The sequence below is a fragment of the Rhizobium sp. Root149 genome (genome assembly GCF_001427345.1).
Lineage (GTDB): Bacteria > Pseudomonadota > Alphaproteobacteria > Rhizobiales > Rhizobiaceae > Neorhizobium > Neorhizobium rhizoryzae.
In genome coordinates, this window is the sequence record NZ_LMGD01000023.1 from 634,864 (window position 1) to 652,291 (window position 17,428).

Here is a 17,428-nt window from a genome sequence, read left to right on the forward strand (position 1 = left end):
AAGATGTATCAGCAGCGGCAAGCCCCTTGATCCTCCGAGAATTCATCTCAACCGACCAGCCGTCGCTGCGAATGGCTGTCAACCTGCACCGAATTCCAGATCCCATCTCTCTCATAGCGCCAGCCGAGTTGACCTTGGTCGTCAATCGCAAAGAGAGAAAGCCAACCATTGTCGAAAAGCGCACGAACCTGTGGATGGCGACGCAGGATGTCGGAAATCGCTTCCTTTGGCGCCTCGACGGCAACGGTCAGCCGCAGTGGTTCGTGCACAAAACCTTCGCCATCATGCACCGACTGCCAGGGAAGGCCAGCGCGCAGATTGCCGCCATTGCCCTCGACGACACCGATTCCGCCGACGACATTGTGCAACAGTTTGTTTCCGGCGCCAAACAGCGAGGGGGCGACCGACGAACCGAAATACTGGAGGCTGATCCAGCTGGCCACGACGACCGGGGCCGTGAGGATAAGCTCAAGCACCTTGAAGCCTTCGTCCCTGCTCCAGACATAATCATGCAGGAAAGCCTGCCCCTCCAGCGACCGCCCAGCTGTACGCGCCCGGGGAGCGGCAATGAAGGCGCGGCACCCGGCTAGCCCGAGTTCAGGCCGAACTTCGGACCAGTCCTTTGCGCGTGCCATGACGTTTTCGGCTGTTGCCCGTGGAAGACGCCGCGCCCGCTCTGCCCGGGTCAGTTGGCCCGCTTGCCGCAGCCACTGCCGGATCCGCACCAGATCCTCGGCCCGGATATCGTGAGCCAGATCCTCCTCGAACAGCGTGATACTATCGGTCGTCGTATCGTGCAGTCCGCCGATGAAAACAGTGTCTGCCGGAACAGTGATACCCTTCTCGACAAGCTTCCGGCGAACCTCGGCGTCATTCAGGAGATCGGCAAGGAGGCGCGCATTGACATCCCCCGCATAGCCGCCGCAGGCGCCGCAATGCAGCGCGCTGGCATAGGGATTGTTGACCACATTGGCGCCGTGGCCCGAGATCAGAACATAACGCGCGAAACCCTCGGTCAGAGACATGGCCTTCAGCACCGTTTCGGCAAACACCGCCCGTGTATCAAGATCCAGACCCGCAGCAAAACGGGGCTTTGCCTTATCTGGCCCACGGCCTTTGCCAAAGCCCAGACCGTCGCGCAGGAGCTTGCCGGCATAGACAGGCCCCATGGCTTCGACAAAGGCGAAGGATGAGACGGCGGCAAGCTTGAACCGGCCCCATGCACGCACGGCGCGGGCACCAAACCGGGCTTGCCGATCGACCTCCTCATCGTGATCGACCGCGCTGCAGGTGAAGACGGACGGCTTCAGCAGGACCGGCAAGCGCTGCTCGGACACATCAGACGCAAAACCCTTGTGACTTGCGCCAAGCCCGAAGAAGCCAGCAAAGCCCAGCGTGCGGATTGCGGGATCAATGCTCTCAAGCGAACAGCGGAAGACCTCCGAACGCACATCGATGCAGAAGGCCGCCTGAAGCATGGGCCGCAGTTCCACAACCTTAGCAGCAGACGGTGCGGCCAGCGTGGCAGAAAGCCGCCGTTGAGCGGCACGCTCCGCAGCAAGCTGCAGAATGCCATCGATCACGGTGTTCCGTTCGATCAAAATCGGCTCGGCATGAATGCGGCGGATCCGCTGCCATTGTCCTTCGATGGCCGCCTTGTGACGGGCATAAAGTGCCTCTTCAAAAACGAGCCGGATCGCCAGCAGTTCGAGCGCCGTCGTATCCGTGCGACCTTCCACCTCTGCCTTGAAGTGGATATGACGGGCGTATTGCGCCCAGCCGCCGAGGGTTAGCAGTAATTGATGGAAATAGGTTCCCGGCTCAGCCCCAAGGCCGAGAGAGACGGCTGCCCGCTCGATCGCACCCTGCGGCGTTTCCGGCGTTTCATCGACATGGATGCTGAAGCCTTTCAAGCCAAGGATCTCCGGTGTCAGGTCATGGGTCGCAAAGGCGCGCCATGCGGCATAGAGACCATTGCGCCGCGACGCGGCCCAGAGCGCCTGTCCCTGATCGAAGAAACCGGCAGCAAAGGCGCCGATCCGCTCGCTCACCAGACCCGGCCAATCTTTCCCCGTTGCCTGTGCGGCAAGCTCGGCAATGGTGGGCAGCGATACAGCAGGTTGCGGCTCCGTTGTCAGCGCCAACTTGAGCGCCGACAGATCGAGCCCCTTGGCGGCAGCACTCGATTGCAGAGCCGCCATGAGATCTTCGTCCGTGATCTCTCCCTTGTTTATCTTTTCGGCATAATGGGCACGCGGCAGCGCAAGGCGCACGCCGCAAATGCGCGCCAGCCGCGCGGAGGTCTGCTCGAAGGTCTCACTGATCTGGCCGAGGAATGGATTGACGGCAACAGTCGCCGTCAGAGGCCAGGCCGGGGGGATGGCGCGGACAGCCTGATCTGCCGCCTTTGCAAGCGCTTCACCGTGGAGCGTATCAATTGTCGTCTCGGTCATCGGTTTATTCCTTGATGGCAGCAGGCGTTGCGGAAACAGGGCGAGTAAGGGTCCAGCCGCCGAGCAGGCGATCGAAAATGGCATTCACATAGAGGCCATTGGCAAGGTGGACACGCAGGCCCGCCGCTGCCGGATGATAGGCCCAGAGCGGAAACAGAGACTGGGCCACGGCCACAATGCCGAAGGTGACGACAGCGAGCAGCATCAGGGTCCACTCAAGCGGGCCGGGTTGGGGCGTTGCAGGCAGCGTGCCATGCATCATCTGGTCGGAGATGCGCTGTAGAGCGAAGTAGGCCGTGGCCGCGGACATGGAATAGAGCGATGTGCGCCAGGTGAGCGCCCAGGGTGCGGCATCTGCCAGACCCTGGGCGATCAGATAGGCGACGCCGAAGATGAGGATTGCGCCGAGCGCCAGTGCCTGCGGTGGCTTGTCCGCAAAGCCGAAGAGCACGCCAATCACCGCATAGATGGCAAGCGCCAGCAGGAAGGCCCGGCCCACGGCCTTCGCATTCGGGATCGCGACCGGCCCCGGCCGACGGATGGAAGCAACCGTTTCCACCGCCGAGCCGGACCCCAGGAAAGCATGGGCCTTGTAAAGCGAATGGGCGACAATGTGCAGGAGGGCGATGGGGAAGAGTGCCAGACCACATTGCAGGATCATGAAGCCCATCTGCGCCACCGTGGACCAGGCGAGCGATGTCTTGACCGCCGACTGGGTGAGCATGACCAGACTGCCGAAGAGCGCGGTGAAGCCGCCGACCATGACCAGAACTGCCAGCACGATTGGCGCCTGCAGCATGACATCCGCAAACCGGATCAGCAGGAAGCCACCGGCGTTGACGACGCCCGCATGCAGGAGAGCGGAGACGGGCGTGGGCGTTTCCATCACTTCCGTCAGCCAGCCATGCGTGGGGAATTGGGCGGACTTCAACAGTGCCGCCACGGCAAGGAGTGCAGCGCCAGCTACGGTCAGTGGCAGGCCAGCGCCTTCCCGCGCGGCAGCAAGGATGGTAGCTATGTCACCTGTCCCGAAGGAAATGGCGAGCAGGATGACCGCGCCGACCAAAGCGACATCGCCGATGCGGGAAATGATGAACTTCTTGCGCGCGGCACGACGGGCCGCAATGCGGTCCGGATAGAATAGGAGAAGCTGGTGCAGCAGCAGGCTGGTTCCGACCCAGCCGAGCACCAGTTGCAAAAGCGTGCCGGACTGGACAAGCAGCAGGACTACTGCAAGCGTTGCCGTCATCCAACCGGTAAAGGGCCCTTGCCTTTCCTCGCCATCGAGAAAGGTGCCAGCATAGCGCAACACCACCCAGCCGATGAAGGAGACAAGCAGCAGCATGACGAGGCTGACGAGATCGAGCCTGCTTGCCAGCGCAACATAGCCGTAACCGATCGCCGGACTGGTGCCGGGACCATAAGCGTAAAGCGCGACGCCAGACAGGATCGCAACCAGGATGGCGGCGAGAGCGGCAAGCTCGGCCAAACGAATGGCGCGGCGTGGACGAAGGCCGGGCGACCGGAAGGCATACCAGGAGGCACCGGCCAGAAAGAGCGGTGCGAGAAGCGGCAGAGCATGGATCATGGCATTTCTCCGATCGTTGCCCCCTGTTTGGGAGGTCACAGGGGCGGCTCACAGAGGAGTTATCAGGCACGTGATCGCAATAAAAATACATTGTTTCTTCATAAACGTTCTATAAAATAGAATGATGTCTGACCTGAACTATCATCACCTTCGCTATTTTCGTGCTGTCGCCCATGACGGCAACCTGACGCGCACAGCCGAGCGGCTGAACCTTTCCCAGTCGGCATTGTCAATTCAAATCAAGCAGTTGGAGGAAAGGCTCGGGCATGCGCTTTTCGAGCGGCGGGGGCGACAACTCTATCTTACAGAGGCAGGGCGCATCGCGCTTGACCGTGCCGACACCATTTTTGCGGCTGGCGAAGAACTGGTCGAGACGCTGAAAGAAACCGGCAGAAATCGCCGGGCCATCCGCATTGGCGCGTTGGCGACGCTCTCTCGCAACTTCCAGATCGAATTCCTTCGCCCGATTCTTGGACGTGCGGATGTCGATATGATCCTGCGTTCGGGAAGCACCGCAGAACTCTTGCGCGCACTGGAGACGCTGAACCTCGACATCGTACTTCTGAACCAGCCACCGATGGCCGATTCCGTCACGCCATTTATCGCGCAACACGTCTACCAGCAACGTATCGGCCTGATTGGCAAACCCTCCTACGGGCAACCGGGTGCAGGCCTGGCGGATCTGCTGGAAACACATCCCGTCATCCTGCCGACGCTGGAAAGCGGCGTCCGCGCACAGTTCGAAGCGCTTGTTGCGCGGCTTGGTATCACGCCGCAAATCGCCGCCGAAGTGGACGACATGGCAATGATGCGACTTCTGGCACGCGAGGGAGCAGGCCTTGCCGTACTGCCACCGATTGTCGTCAAGGGCGAGTTGGAGGCAGGCACGCTGGTGGAGTTCGATGCCTTGCCCGGAATGGTCGAATCCTTTTATGCCGTGACCATCAAGCGGCGCTTCCCCAATCCACTGATCCAGCCTTTGCTCAGCATACCGATTTAAGCCTTGTCCGATCCGTTGTTTCTCGCACGGTGACAAGATCGAACATTAGAGCGGCGGGCGACGCCCACCGCTCCTTGCCTGGTTAGAGAAACACCTACAGAACTATGCCCCTGCCAATCGCAACCGGACGGTCAGGCGACAGCCTTTTCAGAGCCGACACGATCCTTGAGGACAACGAACAGGATGCCGCTGAGAACAAGGACAGCGGCGTAGACCGCAAGGCCTGGACCATAACTCTGGAACTGCGTGCGGCTCAGCGGCAGGAGTGTGGCACCCAGAGCGGCGCCAAGCTGGAATACCGCGAAGATGGTGCCGTAGACGCGCCCGAAGGAGGCAAGACCAAAACTACGCTTGATGATGTAGCTTAACACATCGAACTCGGCACCATAAACCATGCCAATCAGGATGGCGCAGAGATAGACGATCGCACCCGCGGGACCCATGGCGTAAAGCAGGCAGGCGGCCGCGCCACCAATGCAGACCACGCTCATTAGGCGTTTGGCGGAAACATAATCCAGAAGAACGCCAGTCAGGAAGCGGCCGATCAACACGGCAAGTCCGAAGACGGCCTGCACGAAGGCGGCCTGTTGGGGAGTTGCACCACCATCGATCAGCAGCGAGATCTGATTGGTGACAAGACCGGTGTTGACAAAACCGAGGAAGAAGAAGGCAAGTGTCAGAACAATAAAGGTTTGAGTTTTGATCAGGCTCTTGAAGTCCTCGTTGGAAGCGCTCGCAACGCCGCGCGCCGGACGGGTTTCCGGAGATTCGTATAGCAGCAGGGCATTGATCGGCAACACGACCAGCAAAACGATCACACCCAGGCTGACATAGGCCCATTGCACCGAGCCATTCAGGATAATGTAAGTGAGAATGGGCGGCAGCATGGCGGCGCCAAGGCCAATACCGCCATTGGCAATCCCGATTGCGAGCCCCAGCCTCTTCTCGAACCATGTGGAGACGACGCGAAGATAGGATACAGGCCACAGCCCGATGGCCAACAGCGGCAGAAGGCCATACATGATGTAGAAGCTGCTGATATTGCTGCTCAGGAAATACATACCGCCCAGGCCCAATGCGAAGGCGAGGCAGGAGGATAGAACGATGGGTCGCGCCCCAAAGCGATCGATGAGATAACCCTGCAGGGGAGATACGACCATGATCATCAGTGAGACTATGGTCGCCGCAAAGAGAATGGAAGGCTTGGACCATCCAAAGGTCTTTGACAAAGGCTCGACAAACACCCCGAAGACGAAAAGCAGGAATGTGCTGGGCCCGAAGACAAGGCCCACGGTAGCAGCAAAGGTTGCACCAATCGCAGGACGGTTTGATGCGTCCAGAACACTAGGCGGCTTTTGGCCCGCCGCGGCAGCGACGATATTGTCGGTCATTTGTTTCCCTCCCGATGACCATGCATTCATCAATGTGCGGACCGGACAAGACGCCAGTCCGCGGTGAAAGTCTGCGGCTCAGCCTCCCTCGACCGAACCGCGCAAGATCGCATTCACTGCATTTGCCCGCTCAAAAAGCGGGATATGCGCAGCACCCTCGATGATCTCAAAACGCGCACCGACAATGGCTCCGGCCAAGGCTTGTGCAGCTTGCGGCGGCGTAGCCTCGTCAAACTCTCCCACCGCGACAGTGACAGTCATGGTGAGGCTTGCGGCGCAGGTACGACAATCGGCAAGCGCCAGTGCGTCACAACCGGCGGCATAGCCTTCGGATGGGGTTCGGGCGAGCATCATGGCGAGGCCTCGTCCCTCCTCGCTGCGCCTGCCCTGCGGCGTGGTCCAGCGTGAGAGAACCGCCTCCTCGATTGCGGCAAGTCCCTCGGCTCGAACCTTGGCAGCGCGATCTTTCCACATTTGGGGAGCGAGGCTGACAATGTTGGAATCCAGCAAAGTCAGAGTCCGCACCTCTTCCCGCAATGTTGCTGCCACTCGTTGCGCCACGAGCCCGCCGATCGATATTCCCGCCAGATCGAACCGGTTGACGCCGATCGCGGCAAGAATGGCAACCACGTCCTCCGCCAGAGCCTCGACAGTCACAGGTGTCCGTGAAACCTCGCTCAGACCGTGCCCCCTGAAATCGGGACAAATAACGAAATGCGACTTGCTGAAGGCCCTGATCTGGCGCTCCCAGACCGCGTGACAGGTTCCAAGCGAATGCAGGAGCACCAGCGCTGGATGGTTTTCTGAACCATAGAGGGCAACGTGCTGGCAATGACCATCAATATCGAGGAACATGGCTCAGAACTCCTCGCTAAGCGCGGCGAGCGCCTTTTCCACAATGGCGGTCTGTGCCTGCGGTGCTGCCCGCTCTCGCTCCAGCCGACTGATTTCGAGAGAGGAGTCCACCACCAGCTTGCAGCGGTCGTAGCGTCGACGCATGAAGTTTTGCAGCGCTGTCGGCACATGGTCGTGCCGTGCAATTTCCTCCCCGAGGACAAGCCCATCTTCAATGCCCATGCCTGCACCGGATGCCAGCTGCGGTGTGGTGGCATGGGCCGCATCGCCGATGAGTACGGCGTTGCCGAAAACCCAGCTTTCACCGGCCAACACTGTTTCCAGCGGACGGCAGATAATGTTGGAGGTCCGCGTCAACCCCTCCGCAATCTCCTGCAGCACACCGCCATAGCCTTGCATAAGTTCACGCAGAACCTCATGCAGGTTCTCCTCTTCGCGCCAGACCGGCTGCGCCTGGGCTTCCAGGTAGAACATGTACATCTGGTCCGGTGCGACCGGATTGAGCCCAACCTTCGCGGGGCCACCGAGAAAAAACGTCCGGCGCTTGATATCGGGATGGCGCGGCATCATGAGACGCCAACACATCTGGCCCGCGTAACGGGGAACCGGTGCGTCTTGGAACATCTGCTGCCGGGTACGCGAATAGATGCCATCGGCTCCGACGACGAGATCGTATGTCGCAGAGGCACCATTGCTGAAGCGCACAGTAGCAAGGTCGCCATGCCATTCTATCGAGTCCACGGTGACCCCCAGCATGACCGTGGGGGTCAGAGCCAGCAGGCGTTCCGACATGATCTTATGCAGGACCGGGCGCAGGATCCCACCGGCACTCGGTATCGCGCCAAGCGCCTTGCTACGGGTATCCAGTTGGAACAGAAGCCTGCCCTCTGCCGAACAGATGTCTATCCCGTCTGCCGCATAGCCCTGCTCGAGCACGGCGTTCAGGATGCCAAGCCGTCCCATCGCCCGCAGAGTAGGACCGGTAATCGTGATGCCCGCTCCGTAGACCCGCCAGTGCGGATCCTGATCGCAGAGGTGAACCTCCAGGCCGGCTTCGCGCAGGGCGATTGCAGCCGACATGCCCGCGATGCCGCCGCCGATGATGAGAGCCTTGCGACGATCAGCCATGACCGCCCGCCGATGCTGCCAGTTCGCTTTGGCCGAAATGACCGATACCGATACCCGTGTACCAATCATTGACCGCACGGTAGTAAGCGCGGCGGAATGGCAAGCCATTCGCGGCTCCCATTGCCGCCATCCACATACGGATTTCTTCAGCGCCATTTCCGGCCGTATGCACCTGCTCGGTAGCAAAGTTCACCACCGCATCCGGATCGCCTGCTTCCAGGAGCAGTAGCAGGTTTTCATCAAACTCCCGATTGACCATCCCCATACGAGGCGTTGCGATATCGTGGCTGATGCCGCCGGTGGCGAGGATTGCAACGCGCTCCACCCCGTCGTAACGGCGGATGGCATCACCCAAGAACTTGCCGAACTGGTAGCAGCGTCTCATGGTCGGCATCGGGGGCTGCACGCAGTTGAACAAGATTGGCACGATGGGCAAATCCGGATCGAGCCCTGCAAGCTCCAGCGGAGTCAGGGAACCGTGATCGAGCACCATTTCCATGGAAAAGCTCGGATCGAAATCAGCCTTGAGAGCTTCCTGGAGCAGATAGGCGCCGAAGGCCTGATTGCCGGCAAAGACGCGACGCTTCGCCTTCAGCCAATGCTCGATCGGGCTTTCATAGCTTTCGCCAACCCCGATGCAGAGGGCCGGGAAATTATCGAGAAAGAAGTTATGCAGGTGGTCGTTGGATAGCACCACCAGGGCATCCGGCTTTCCCGCCTCGAAATCGCGACCCATGGCCTCATAGGCACCGAATATTTCCGTCCGCAACTCGGCTGGAATCCGGTCCGGAAAGTTCAGCATCACAGGAGTATGACTTGCGGTGTAAATGCCCGTCAGTTCAGCCATTTGTCGTCTCCTTCTTTCATCAGGCTGCGAAGTGCCGCAAGCGATACGTCTTCGGGAATGCGCACGCCGATGCAGTGCGCGCGCAGCAGATATGGATTGACGCCTGCCTCATAGAGGCCAGCAACGTCGTTGCCGCTGATCTTCGCGGCCATGTCAGGGCTGAGGTTGAAGCGCGCCAGATAGGCAGCCTTGTCCTGATTGTAGGCCGCGAGATCATCAGGCTTGTGATGAAGTTCGTAGAGAACCTTATCGAGCAGATAGGCCTCGGTCGTCGGCATCATCAGCCGCCAGTTGCTCATGGGGTGTTCCTCCTCCTCAGGTCAGATGGTTGCGAACCCACGAGACAATCGTGGGGACGGTATGCGGGCCAAAGCCCATGTGTCCGCCGGGGAAAAGCCGGACGGACTTCGGGCTGCCGTGTTCGAGAAGCAAGTGGATATCGGCAATGGGGCACTGCTTGTCTTCCTTGCCATTGACCAGCAAAAGCGGCGCACAAGGCTTCGACAGCAGCTCTTGGTCGAGAAGCGACAGAGCCCGAAAACCCTCGACGTATTCGGCGTCGTTCTTCGCGCCCAGCATACGGCTGCGGGTTTCCACCAGTTCCATCAGATAGCTGTCTGGATAGCGGGAGGCCTCCACCCATTCCGGCTGAAACATGTAATGGACGCCACCGCCCCAGTTGACGGCGCAGCGCAACTGCTCCGGAATAAGATGGGCCAGCTTCGTTGCCCAATGCCCCCCGAAAGAGCGACCGATAAGGCCGATACGGTTGCCATCGAGGTCAGCGCTCGCTCGCACCCATTCGATGACCGGCAAGAACTGGATTTCGCCGTTCCGCCGAGCTTTCAACGGCGATTGACCGGTGCCGACATTGTCCATGGCGATCGTCGCGATGCCTTGGGCGACCAGTGCGTTGGAGAGTTCCGTCATCTCCTCCTTCCAGGCATCGACGCCGCCCCACATGATCAGGACCGGCGGCTTTTCCACACCCTCAGGTTTGCGAAGATAGAAGCGGATCTCGTTGGAAAGCGCGTTTTCCGCCTCGAACGGCACTACGACCGGCACGATTGGCGGCTCGGCAAGCGCGCCGAACTTCTCATAGGCCGCGAGTTCCAGGCGATAGGCCTCTTCCTTGGCGGGATGGTTCGGACAAGGAAAACGGCCCAGGAAAAAGAAACCGTAGGCCTGATAATAAGCGTCACGGGCCGCGGCCGTGTTTCCTTCCGCCATCTGCGTTTCGGCCTTCTCGAGAAAGCGATTGGCAGTACCGATCCAGGCGCTTGCCCAGCTGTCGCCGTCCAGACCACGCAGCGACTCAATGGTGTCGAGAGTCGCCTGCGGATCGGTCAATCCCAAGGGATGGATACGTTTGGCGAGACGATCGCGCATCCACTCCTTGGCGTTTTCCAATGATCGTGGTCCGGCAAGTTCTCCACCGGCCTGCACTGTGATCGGCATCGACAATTCTCCATTCGTTTCGGTTTTCGCCACCATCACCAGATCGCTTCCAAGGAGGCGCGCTGGCTTTCGGCCGTTTCGAGAGTGCGTCCAAGATGTTGCAACGCTCCCGCAACCGGGCGAAGCAAGTCCGCATTTTCAGCTGCGACCGTGCCATCTGGCAGGTGAAAGTTGTTCTCGAAGCCGACGCGGACGTGACCGCCCAGCAGCGCCGCCGCAACTGCGCAGGCCGCCTCGTCGCGACCGAAGGCGCAGACTGTCCAGTGCGCAAAGGGAGACTGCCGCGCCACTGCCATGAATTGGCGCAGATCTCCGGGTGCAGATTGCTGACCGGCCGTATAACGTCCGAGCACGAAGAGGACCGGGATATCAGACGCCGGAATGAGTCCTCTCTGGCGCATCCCCTGCAATCGAACCACATCGGTTGCATCGTACAAAATGATCTGCGGAAACACGCGCTCGCGTCGCATCCATTCCAGAAGCGATGCAAATCCAATTTCATGCGCCGCATCCGGGGCGATCTCCCGCAGAGCAATCGAACACGCCTCCGGCCGCAGGGTACGGATGAGTTCGATCTGGTCGACCGGCTGATACAAACCGAGGGATTCCGTTGTGATCTGGGTGATGAGCCGGTCGCCTACCCGCGTCCGCACCGCATCCAGCGCAGCCCTGTAGCGGTGAACGTCAAGACAATGCCTGCCCGCCTCGTTGCGCACATGAAGGTGGATCATGCTGGCTCCCGCGAGCAGGCAGGCCTGGGCACAGTCTGCAAGCTCCATCGGCGTGATGGGGAGCGCAGCATGATCTACTTTCATGTGCCGGCCACCGTTTGGCGCCACGGCGAGCGCAACGCCTCGCCGGCCATTGGCCGTCGTTAAAGTCTCGGTCATCGAATAGTCCTCCCGATGTCCGCGCAATGGAATCCACGGACGAAACCGGCCTCACATCCGGTTGCTCAGAGACTGACCTCCATCAGCAAATTGAGCATGATCAAAAATTGCATAGAGTGTACGCTATGTCAATTTGATCATGCTCAATTTTTTGCGTGCTGTTTGAAATTTCGTCCGCAGGATCTAGCGGGGCGATGGGCAGCGGCAAATTAGTGGGTCTTGTGGCAGATTACTGCCTGAAGGCGGCGCATTAGGGGACCGCCCGGACAGGTGACGTCCGGCAGAGCCTTTTCTGGCATCGGCTAATGTGTAAGCAGGCGTCGAGCGTCAGCTCGTTTCGGGAGACGCGCCCCCTGATGACGATGAAGAAGATTCAGCCCTGGATCACACCGGACCGAGCGCATCCGCGTTGATCACCAAGGCAATGGGTGCAGGAGAGAGACCGTTCAGGACGACCTCGATCTGACGCCTCAACCTGTCCCCTCCACTGTCCAGGTCCAGTTCCGCCTCAGAAAGCCAGATACGGAGGTCCACCTGGTAAATGGCGAAAATGACCTGGGCGATGATGTCCGCCGGCTCGGATGATGAAATGACTTTCGCTCTAAGGGCATCTTCTATCAGTTCGAACAGGAGATGACGCAGACTTTGCCTCGTCCTGTTGAACCGTTCCGCCTGCTTGCCGGATTGATAGAAGTACATCTCACGCAACGCCGCTCGCGACAATACCGGGTTCTCGGCGAAATAGTGATAGTGCCGCCTCAAGATTATCAGGAGATTGGTCAGCAGAGAGTTGTCAACGCTGATCCGGGCGCGAGAATCTTCGATGCATCGCTCGAGTCCATCGTTGACGATGAGAAACAGCAAGTCTCTCTTGGTCTCGGCATAGACGAATACGGTGCCCATGCCGACGCCAGCACGTGCCGCAATCTCGCGCGTTGTGGTATCGTCGAAGCCTTTGGACAGGAAGAGGTCGAAAGCGGCATTCTTGATGCGCAGCAGCTTGTCTTCCTTGTTTTTCTCCCGCAAGCTTTGACGCTTCATTGTCACTCTCGATTCCAGTCTCTGGCGGGGTTACCGCCTGACCAGTATGCGATCGTGCGCCGGATGATCAAGAGGGCGGGCAAAAAAGCGAGGGAGACACAGCCCGCCATCCCCAGCAGCTGTTTCTTGAAAATTGCTAAGCTGGTTCGTCCCAGCGCAGGATGCGAGGACCATACGGTTGTCTTGAGATCAGCTCAAGACGGATGCAGGCCCGGACAACGTCAACCGGGCCTGTCAAGAAAATCAGAACTTGGTCGCGAAGTTCAGCCAGATCGTATCACCCTGCGATCTGTTCTCCGCCACGATGTCATGCTGCCAGGATGCACTGATCTGCATTGCAGGATTGAACGTGTAGGTAATGGACGGGCCGATGGCAAAGCCCTTGCCTCTGTGACCGTCAGCGGCCGCACGAGGCCCCTTGTCGTCCGTCAACTGCTGCAGGTAGTAGCCGACAGCGCCAACCCGCCACTTATCGAAGTTCCAGCCAATCGCATAGTCCCAGACAAATTCGGTACCCGTCCGGTAATCCGTGCTTTCATTCTCAGTATTGAAAATGAGGCGAGCCGTCGTTCCAATTTCAAGACCCTGAGGATCGAGATAGTGATAGCCGATCGTTGGTTGGAACGACCAGTGGTTCAAACCGACGTTCGCGAGGTTCGAAGAGCTGTAGGGGCCTGTCGGCATGGCAACGTCGAGACCGATCAGGAAAGTATTGGCACGATCGAGATGCCAGGCAACACCGACCGTCGCGGTCATATCCGCAAGCGTGAAGGTCTTGTCACGACCGAACGGCAGCGTCAGATCGAGTCGAACCAGCGGAACGACCAACTGCCCCCAGACGTCACCACCGGCAATCTTGAGATCGCTGATGTAGAGAAAACGCATCGTCTCAGCGAGCGAATTGACCTTGAACTTGATCGGCACCTCGTTTCCATTGGAATCGTTTGTCCGGTCGGATGTGTAGTAACTGGTCTGGGACAGGAAATAGAGCCCCGGGAAGGGAGGAATACCACCGGCGTAAAACTGGGGCGAACCCGGTGCATACTGCGTATTACCATTCTCCGCCGCCTTCACCGCGCCGACCGCCGAACTCGACATCAGGGCAGCAAGGGCGAGGCATTTGAAGATATGTCTTTTGCTCATTCCATTCCTCCTCAACAAAACAATGGATGATCACGCCACGTAACTGCGTCGACAGTGGTAGACGCACTGACCATTCCGGCCACGAAAACGAAAAAGCGCATGATTGAACGCCGCAGCGCATAGCATTGCGCGCACGGCTCCAAGTCCTGTCATGACTTGCAAATCATGTTACCTTCACAGTTGCCACAAGCAACGATTCCGGCACCACTAAATTACGTCCCCGATACACATACAATTGAGAATCAGTACGTGCTCATCCCTCTACCTTGCCTATTTAATTTGGTATAAATTGTAAAATCCACATTTGTAATGCTTGGTATTTTTTAGATGAATACATTAATACTCTAATTTTCACCCTGTTCCATTTGCTCTTGCAGTCATGGCCTGTACTGCGGAATGCAGTTGTTCCCGCAACCAGACAAGAGCGGGATCGCGGGTTCGGTAACTGTGCCACTGCAAGGACTGTTGCAGTTTTGGGAGAGCGACAGGCGACGGCACGATCCTCACATCACCCATTGATGCGAACGCCTCACCCAGACGCCGTTGCACGATCGCAAATCGGCTGGAGCCAGCAACAAGCAGTGGAATCGACGCAAAGGAATAGGTGGATACCTCGACCCGGATCTTGATGCCGGCCTGCGTGCAGACGCGCTGCGCAAAGCTCTCGCCTCCGTTCGGCGGCTGCATCACCACCTGCCCCTGGCTCTGAAAAATCTCTTCCGTCAGATCAGCGGTGGCAAATGGACCATTGGTTGCGACCAGACACACAAGATCATCCTCGAGCAAAACCTCCGACGGATGGTTGGTCGAACAGAAAAGCGTCGGAGCGATCAGCAGGTCAGCCTCCCCCCGTTCGAGCAGCACATGAGGATAATTCTGCTGCGGCTTGAACTGAAACTGCATGAACGGCGCTGATCGGGATGCCAGTCTCAGGAATTCCGGTATGATGGTGCTGAGAGAATAATCCGAAACGATCAGGCTCATGATGCGCGTAGATTCACCCGCGACAAAGGATGGGGTGGAGACGACTGCAGCCTCTATCCTGACGATGATATCCCGCAACGGTTCCGCAAGCGACGTCGCCAATGGCGACAGTTCCATCGTGCGACCGACCTGTATCAACAACGGATCATCGAAGTAATCCCGAAGTCGTCCGAGAGCATTGCTCATGGCTGATTGGGTGATGAACATCTCTTCGGCAGCCCGGCTCACATTCCGGACCTGTATCAGCGTATCGAGTGCAACAAGCAGGTTTAGATCGAGATTCTTGAATCGCATGACGCCCTCCCAGACATTCACAACGTAAATACAAATCATTCAGAGAAGCAATTTTGTAAACAGTTTATTTTTCGCTACATCTCGGGCCGGGAGGATAAGTGGTCGCTGCGCTGCCGTGTGCATCGCGGCTCGACTGCCCTCCTGCAGATGGGTGCGCCGCACTTCGCGCTTTCGAGGAGATGATATGTTCAAGTACTTTCCGACCAATTACGTGTGGAACCTTTCGGTCAATCTTTCGATCGAGATGGGTGCCCGTATGGGAGAGATCGAAGAAATGTGCGCGCCGCTGCAGGAAGCAGCAAAGGCGCCTGATGCAGCCGGCACACAGGCCTTTCGCGAGACCTGGATCAAGATGGCCGACAAGCTCGTTTCCCTTGCGGAGGAGGACGAGGTACGCGGGCGACTGATCTCGGCCGGTGACAAGCTCATCCGCGCATCGAACTACATGCTGACCGCCGAACGACTTCTTGCCCATGGGACGGAGGGCCGTCTCGCCCTTTACCAGCGTTTCCTTGCCGCTTTCGAGAAGGGGCTCAAGCTGTCCGGGTCCACCTGTCGGCGCGTGGAAATTCCCTACGAAGGCAAGCATCTTTCAGCCCTCTATGTGCCTGCTGAAGGTGTGGAGGGGCCGCAGCCGCTGCTTGTCCAGGTCAACGGCCTCGACAGTACAAAGGAGATGAAACTCCTTGTGGGTCTTCCGGCCTGGCTGGCCAAGCGTGGCATTGCCTCTCTGATCGTGGATCAGCCGGGCACGGGCGAGGCCCTGCGTCTGCATGACATGACAGCGCGTTTCGACAGCGAACACTGGGCAAGCCGCGTGGTAGACTGGTTGGAGACCCGACCGGAAGTGGATGCCAAACGTATCGGCATGGAAGGCGTTTCCCTTGGCGGTTACTACTGCCCGCGCGCCGTGGCTTTCGAGCCCCGCTTCGCCTGTGGCGTCGTCTGGGGTGCCAACCACGACTGGCGAGATGTCCAGAAGAAGCGCCTTGCTCGCGAAGGCAATTTTCCTGTTCCGCATTACTGGAGCCACGTGATGTGGGTCTGGGGCGCAAAGGACATCGATGATTTCATGGCGATTGCCGAAAACGTGCACCTGCACGGGATTCTCGACCGGATCCGGGTGCCTTTCCTCGTCACCCATGGCGAAAAGGACAGCCAGATCCCGCTTCAGTGGGCGCACGCAACCTATGATCAGCTGGTCAACAGCCCAAAGCGCGAGTTGAAGATCTTCGATGAGCGGACCGGTGGCGTCCAGCATTCCAGCTTCGATAACTCAGCCAATGCCGGGGCCTACATCGCCGACTGGGTCGCGGAAGTCCTTGGCGGTTCCACGACCGCCGGCTGAGCATCTGCAACATCTACAGGGCGGACTTCAGGTCCGCCAACGGGGAGTGAGAAGAATGAATATTGTGGGTCCTGATTATCTGGTCTTCGGAGTCGACGACGTTGCAGCTGCCACCGAATTTCTGACGGCATGGGGATTGAAGCCGGTCGATGTGACCGAAAAGGGCGGGCTTTTTGAAACACTTGATGGCACCGGCGTCATTGTTCGGCATAAGTCTGACCCGTCATTGCCGCCACCACTTCCGACGTCCAACATGCTGCGCCAGCAGGTCTATGGCGTAAAGTCTACCGAAGATCTTGACGCCATCGAGGCAGAGCTTGGGAAGGATCGGCGCGTAACCCGACTGTCGAATGGATCTATCGAAGTAAAGGATGATCACGGCTTCGAGCTCAAGTTTCAGGTTACGGTCCGCCGCGAACTAGACATGCCTGCAGAGAAGATCAACGCACCCGGTGCGCCTGCGCAGCGCGGACCGAATGAACTGGGCGTCTGGGAAGAAATGCCGGCTCTCCCACGCACGCTAAGCCACGTCGTGTTGTTTGTACCGGATATTGAAATCGCTGAGAAATTCTACTGCGAGCGCCTGGGTTTCGTCGTGACGGACATTCTCACCGGCGCTGGCCCCTTCCTTCGACCAAAGGCAAATGATGACCATCACACACTCTTCTTCATCCGGACACCGGACTATATGAAGGGTTGCGAGCATCTCGCCTTCCACATGGGCGGTCCCACCGAGCTCATGGTGGCCGGTACGCGCTTCGTGAAGAAGGGTTTCCAAAGCTTCTGGGGTCCGGGGCGTCACAAGTTCGGATCGAACTGGTTCTGGTACTTCAACAGTCCGCTGGGCTGTCATTTCGAATACGACGCCGACATGGACAAGCACGACGATACCTGGGTTGCGCGCGAAGCCCAGAACGGAGCGGAGGCATCGCAGATCGTCCTGTTCGAATATCGTGAGAAATGGGCACCGGGCGGCGGCCCTCCTCCCGGTGCCAAGCTCTGAGCGGC

15 protein-coding genes are annotated in these 17,428 nt (G+C 58.9%); 3 read left to right on the forward strand and 12 right to left on the reverse strand.

What is annotated here, in order from left to right; translation table 11 throughout:
- Window positions 1-47: 47 nt before the first annotated feature.
- Both ASD54_RS22720 and ASD54_RS22725 read right to left on the reverse strand, forming a co-directional pair.
- The gene (locus ASD54_RS22720) at window positions 48-2,453 is read right to left on the reverse strand and encodes a DUF2309 domain-containing protein (protein WP_062556822.1); all 2,406 of its coding nucleotides are present in this window, start codon (window positions 2,451-2,453) and stop codon (window positions 48-50) included.
- Between the two features lie 4 nt (window positions 2,454-2,457).
- Entirely contained in the window at window positions 2,458-4,041 is a 1,584-nt protein-coding gene (locus ASD54_RS22725; RefSeq protein ID WP_062556823.1) for a proton-conducting transporter membrane subunit, read from the reverse strand.
- Between the two features lie 124 nt (window positions 4,042-4,165).
- On the opposite strand from ASD54_RS22725, the gene ASD54_RS22730 reads away from it, so the two are divergent.
- The gene (locus tag ASD54_RS22730) at window positions 4,166-5,041 is read left to right on the forward strand and encodes a LysR family transcriptional regulator (protein ID WP_062556932.1); all 876 of its coding nucleotides are present in this window, start codon (window positions 4,166-4,168) and stop codon (window positions 5,039-5,041) included.
- Between the two features lie 131 nt (window positions 5,042-5,172).
- Here the strand turns inward: ASD54_RS22730 and ASD54_RS22735 are convergent, their stop codons facing one another.
- The 10 genes from ASD54_RS22735 to ASD54_RS22780 all read right to left on the reverse strand — a co-directional run bounded on the left by ASD54_RS22735 (window position 5,173) and on the right by ASD54_RS22780 (window position 15,072).
- Window positions 5,173-6,432 carry an MFS transporter gene (locus ASD54_RS22735; RefSeq protein WP_062556824.1) on the reverse strand — a complete coding sequence of 420 codons (1,260 nt, stop codon included), beginning with the start codon at window positions 6,430-6,432 and terminating at the stop codon, window positions 5,173-5,175.
- Window positions 6,433-6,510: 78 nt separating this feature from the next.
- A complete protein-coding gene (locus ASD54_RS22740; RefSeq protein ID WP_062556825.1) occupies window positions 6,511-7,287 on the reverse strand; it encodes an alpha/beta fold hydrolase in 777 nt (258 codons plus the stop codon).
- 3 nt (window positions 7,288-7,290) lie between these two features.
- Complete coding sequence (locus ASD54_RS22745) at window positions 7,291-8,415, reverse strand: FAD-dependent monooxygenase (protein WP_062556826.1); 1,125 nt, start codon at window positions 8,413-8,415, stop codon at window positions 7,291-7,293.
- Window positions 8,408-9,262, reverse strand: coding sequence for a 2,3-dihydroxyphenylpropionate 1,2-dioxygenase (locus tag ASD54_RS22750; protein ID WP_062556827.1), 855 nt, complete (start codon window positions 9,260-9,262; stop codon window positions 8,408-8,410). Before ASD54_RS22750 ends, ASD54_RS22745 begins: the two co-directional genes overlap by 8 nt.
- The gene (locus tag ASD54_RS22755; RefSeq protein ID WP_062556828.1) at window positions 9,250-9,561 is read right to left on the reverse strand and encodes a subunit of meta cleavage enzyme; all 312 of its coding nucleotides are present in this window, start codon (window positions 9,559-9,561) and stop codon (window positions 9,250-9,252) included. Before ASD54_RS22755 ends, ASD54_RS22750 begins: the two co-directional genes overlap by 13 nt.
- A 16-nt stretch (window positions 9,562-9,577) precedes the next feature.
- A complete protein-coding gene (locus ASD54_RS22760; protein ID WP_062556933.1) occupies window positions 9,578-10,720 on the reverse strand; it encodes an alpha/beta hydrolase in 1,143 nt (380 codons plus the stop codon).
- Window positions 10,721-10,755: 35 nt separating this feature from the next.
- On the reverse strand, window positions 10,756-11,610 hold the full coding sequence (locus tag ASD54_RS22765) for a 3-keto-5-aminohexanoate cleavage protein (RefSeq protein WP_062556829.1): 855 nt from the start codon (window positions 11,608-11,610) through the stop codon (window positions 10,756-10,758).
- A gap of 384 nt (window positions 11,611-11,994) precedes the next feature.
- Complete coding sequence (locus ASD54_RS22770; protein WP_062556830.1) at window positions 11,995-12,651, reverse strand: TetR/AcrR family transcriptional regulator; 657 nt, start codon at window positions 12,649-12,651, stop codon at window positions 11,995-11,997.
- 243 nt (window positions 12,652-12,894) lie between these two features.
- Window positions 12,895-13,794: a transporter gene (locus ASD54_RS22775; protein ID WP_062556831.1), complete on the reverse strand. Its 900-nt coding sequence runs from the start codon at window positions 13,792-13,794 to the stop codon at window positions 12,895-12,897.
- 351 nt (window positions 13,795-14,145) lie between these two features.
- A complete protein-coding gene (locus ASD54_RS22780) occupies window positions 14,146-15,072 on the reverse strand; it encodes a LysR substrate-binding domain-containing protein (RefSeq protein ID WP_162249603.1) in 927 nt (308 codons plus the stop codon).
- Between the two features lie 184 nt (window positions 15,073-15,256).
- On the opposite strand from ASD54_RS22780, the gene ASD54_RS22785 reads away from it, so the two are divergent.
- Together ASD54_RS22785 and ASD54_RS22790 are read left to right on the forward strand one after the other, a co-directional pair.
- A complete protein-coding gene (locus tag ASD54_RS22785) occupies window positions 15,257-16,420 on the forward strand; it encodes a prolyl oligopeptidase family serine peptidase (protein ID WP_062556833.1) in 1,164 nt (387 codons plus the stop codon).
- 55 nt (window positions 16,421-16,475) lie between these two features.
- Window positions 16,476-17,423: a VOC family protein gene (locus ASD54_RS22790; protein WP_062556834.1), complete on the forward strand. Its 948-nt coding sequence runs from the start codon at window positions 16,476-16,478 to the stop codon at window positions 17,421-17,423.
- Window positions 17,424-17,428: the final 5 nt, after the last annotated feature.

What these genes read in the sequence shown, in the direction of transcription:
- ASD54_RS22745 (WP_062556826.1), bottom strand. Translation starts at nt 8,415, where the DNA reads ATGGCTGATCGTCGCAAGGCTCTCATCATCGGCGGCGGCATCGCGGGC.
- ASD54_RS22740 (WP_062556825.1), bottom strand. Translation starts at nt 7,287, where the DNA reads ATGTTCCTCGATATTGATGGTCATTGCCAGCACGTTGCCCTCTATGGT.
- ASD54_RS22785 (WP_062556833.1), top strand. Translation starts at nt 15,257, where the DNA reads ATGTTCAAGTACTTTCCGACCAATTACGTGTGGAACCTTTCGGTCAAT.
- ASD54_RS22725 (WP_062556823.1), bottom strand. Translation starts at nt 4,041, where the DNA reads ATGATCCATGCTCTGCCGCTTCTCGCACCGCTCTTTCTGGCCGGTGCC.
- ASD54_RS22720 (WP_062556822.1), bottom strand. Translation starts at nt 2,453, where the DNA reads ATGACCGAGACGACAATTGATACGCTCCACGGTGAAGCGCTTGCAAAG.
- ASD54_RS22790 (WP_062556834.1), top strand. Translation starts at nt 16,476, where the DNA reads ATGAATATTGTGGGTCCTGATTATCTGGTCTTCGGAGTCGACGACGTT.
- ASD54_RS22735 (WP_062556824.1), bottom strand. Translation starts at nt 6,432, where the DNA reads ATGACCGACAATATCGTCGCTGCCGCGGCGGGCCAAAAGCCGCCTAGT.
- ASD54_RS22775 (WP_062556831.1), bottom strand. Translation starts at nt 13,794, where the DNA reads ATGAGCAAAAGACATATCTTCAAATGCCTCGCCCTTGCTGCCCTGATG.
- ASD54_RS22780 (WP_162249603.1), bottom strand. Translation starts at nt 15,072, where the DNA reads ATGCGATTCAAGAATCTCGATCTAAACCTGCTTGTTGCACTCGATACG.
- ASD54_RS22755 (WP_062556828.1), bottom strand. Translation starts at nt 9,561, where the DNA reads ATGAGCAACTGGCGGCTGATGATGCCGACGACCGAGGCCTATCTGCTC.
- ASD54_RS22760 (WP_062556933.1), bottom strand. Translation starts at nt 10,720, where the DNA reads ATGCCGATCACAGTGCAGGCCGGTGGAGAACTTGCCGGACCACGATCA.
- ASD54_RS22765 (WP_062556829.1), bottom strand. Translation starts at nt 11,610, where the DNA reads ATGACCGAGACTTTAACGACGGCCAATGGCCGGCGAGGCGTTGCGCTC.
- ASD54_RS22730 (WP_062556932.1), top strand. Translation starts at nt 4,166, where the DNA reads ATGTCTGACCTGAACTATCATCACCTTCGCTATTTTCGTGCTGTCGCC.
- ASD54_RS22770 (WP_062556830.1), bottom strand. Translation starts at nt 12,651, where the DNA reads ATGAAGCGTCAAAGCTTGCGGGAGAAAAACAAGGAAGACAAGCTGCTG.
- ASD54_RS22750 (WP_062556827.1), bottom strand. Translation starts at nt 9,262, where the DNA reads ATGGCTGAACTGACGGGCATTTACACCGCAAGTCATACTCCTGTGATG.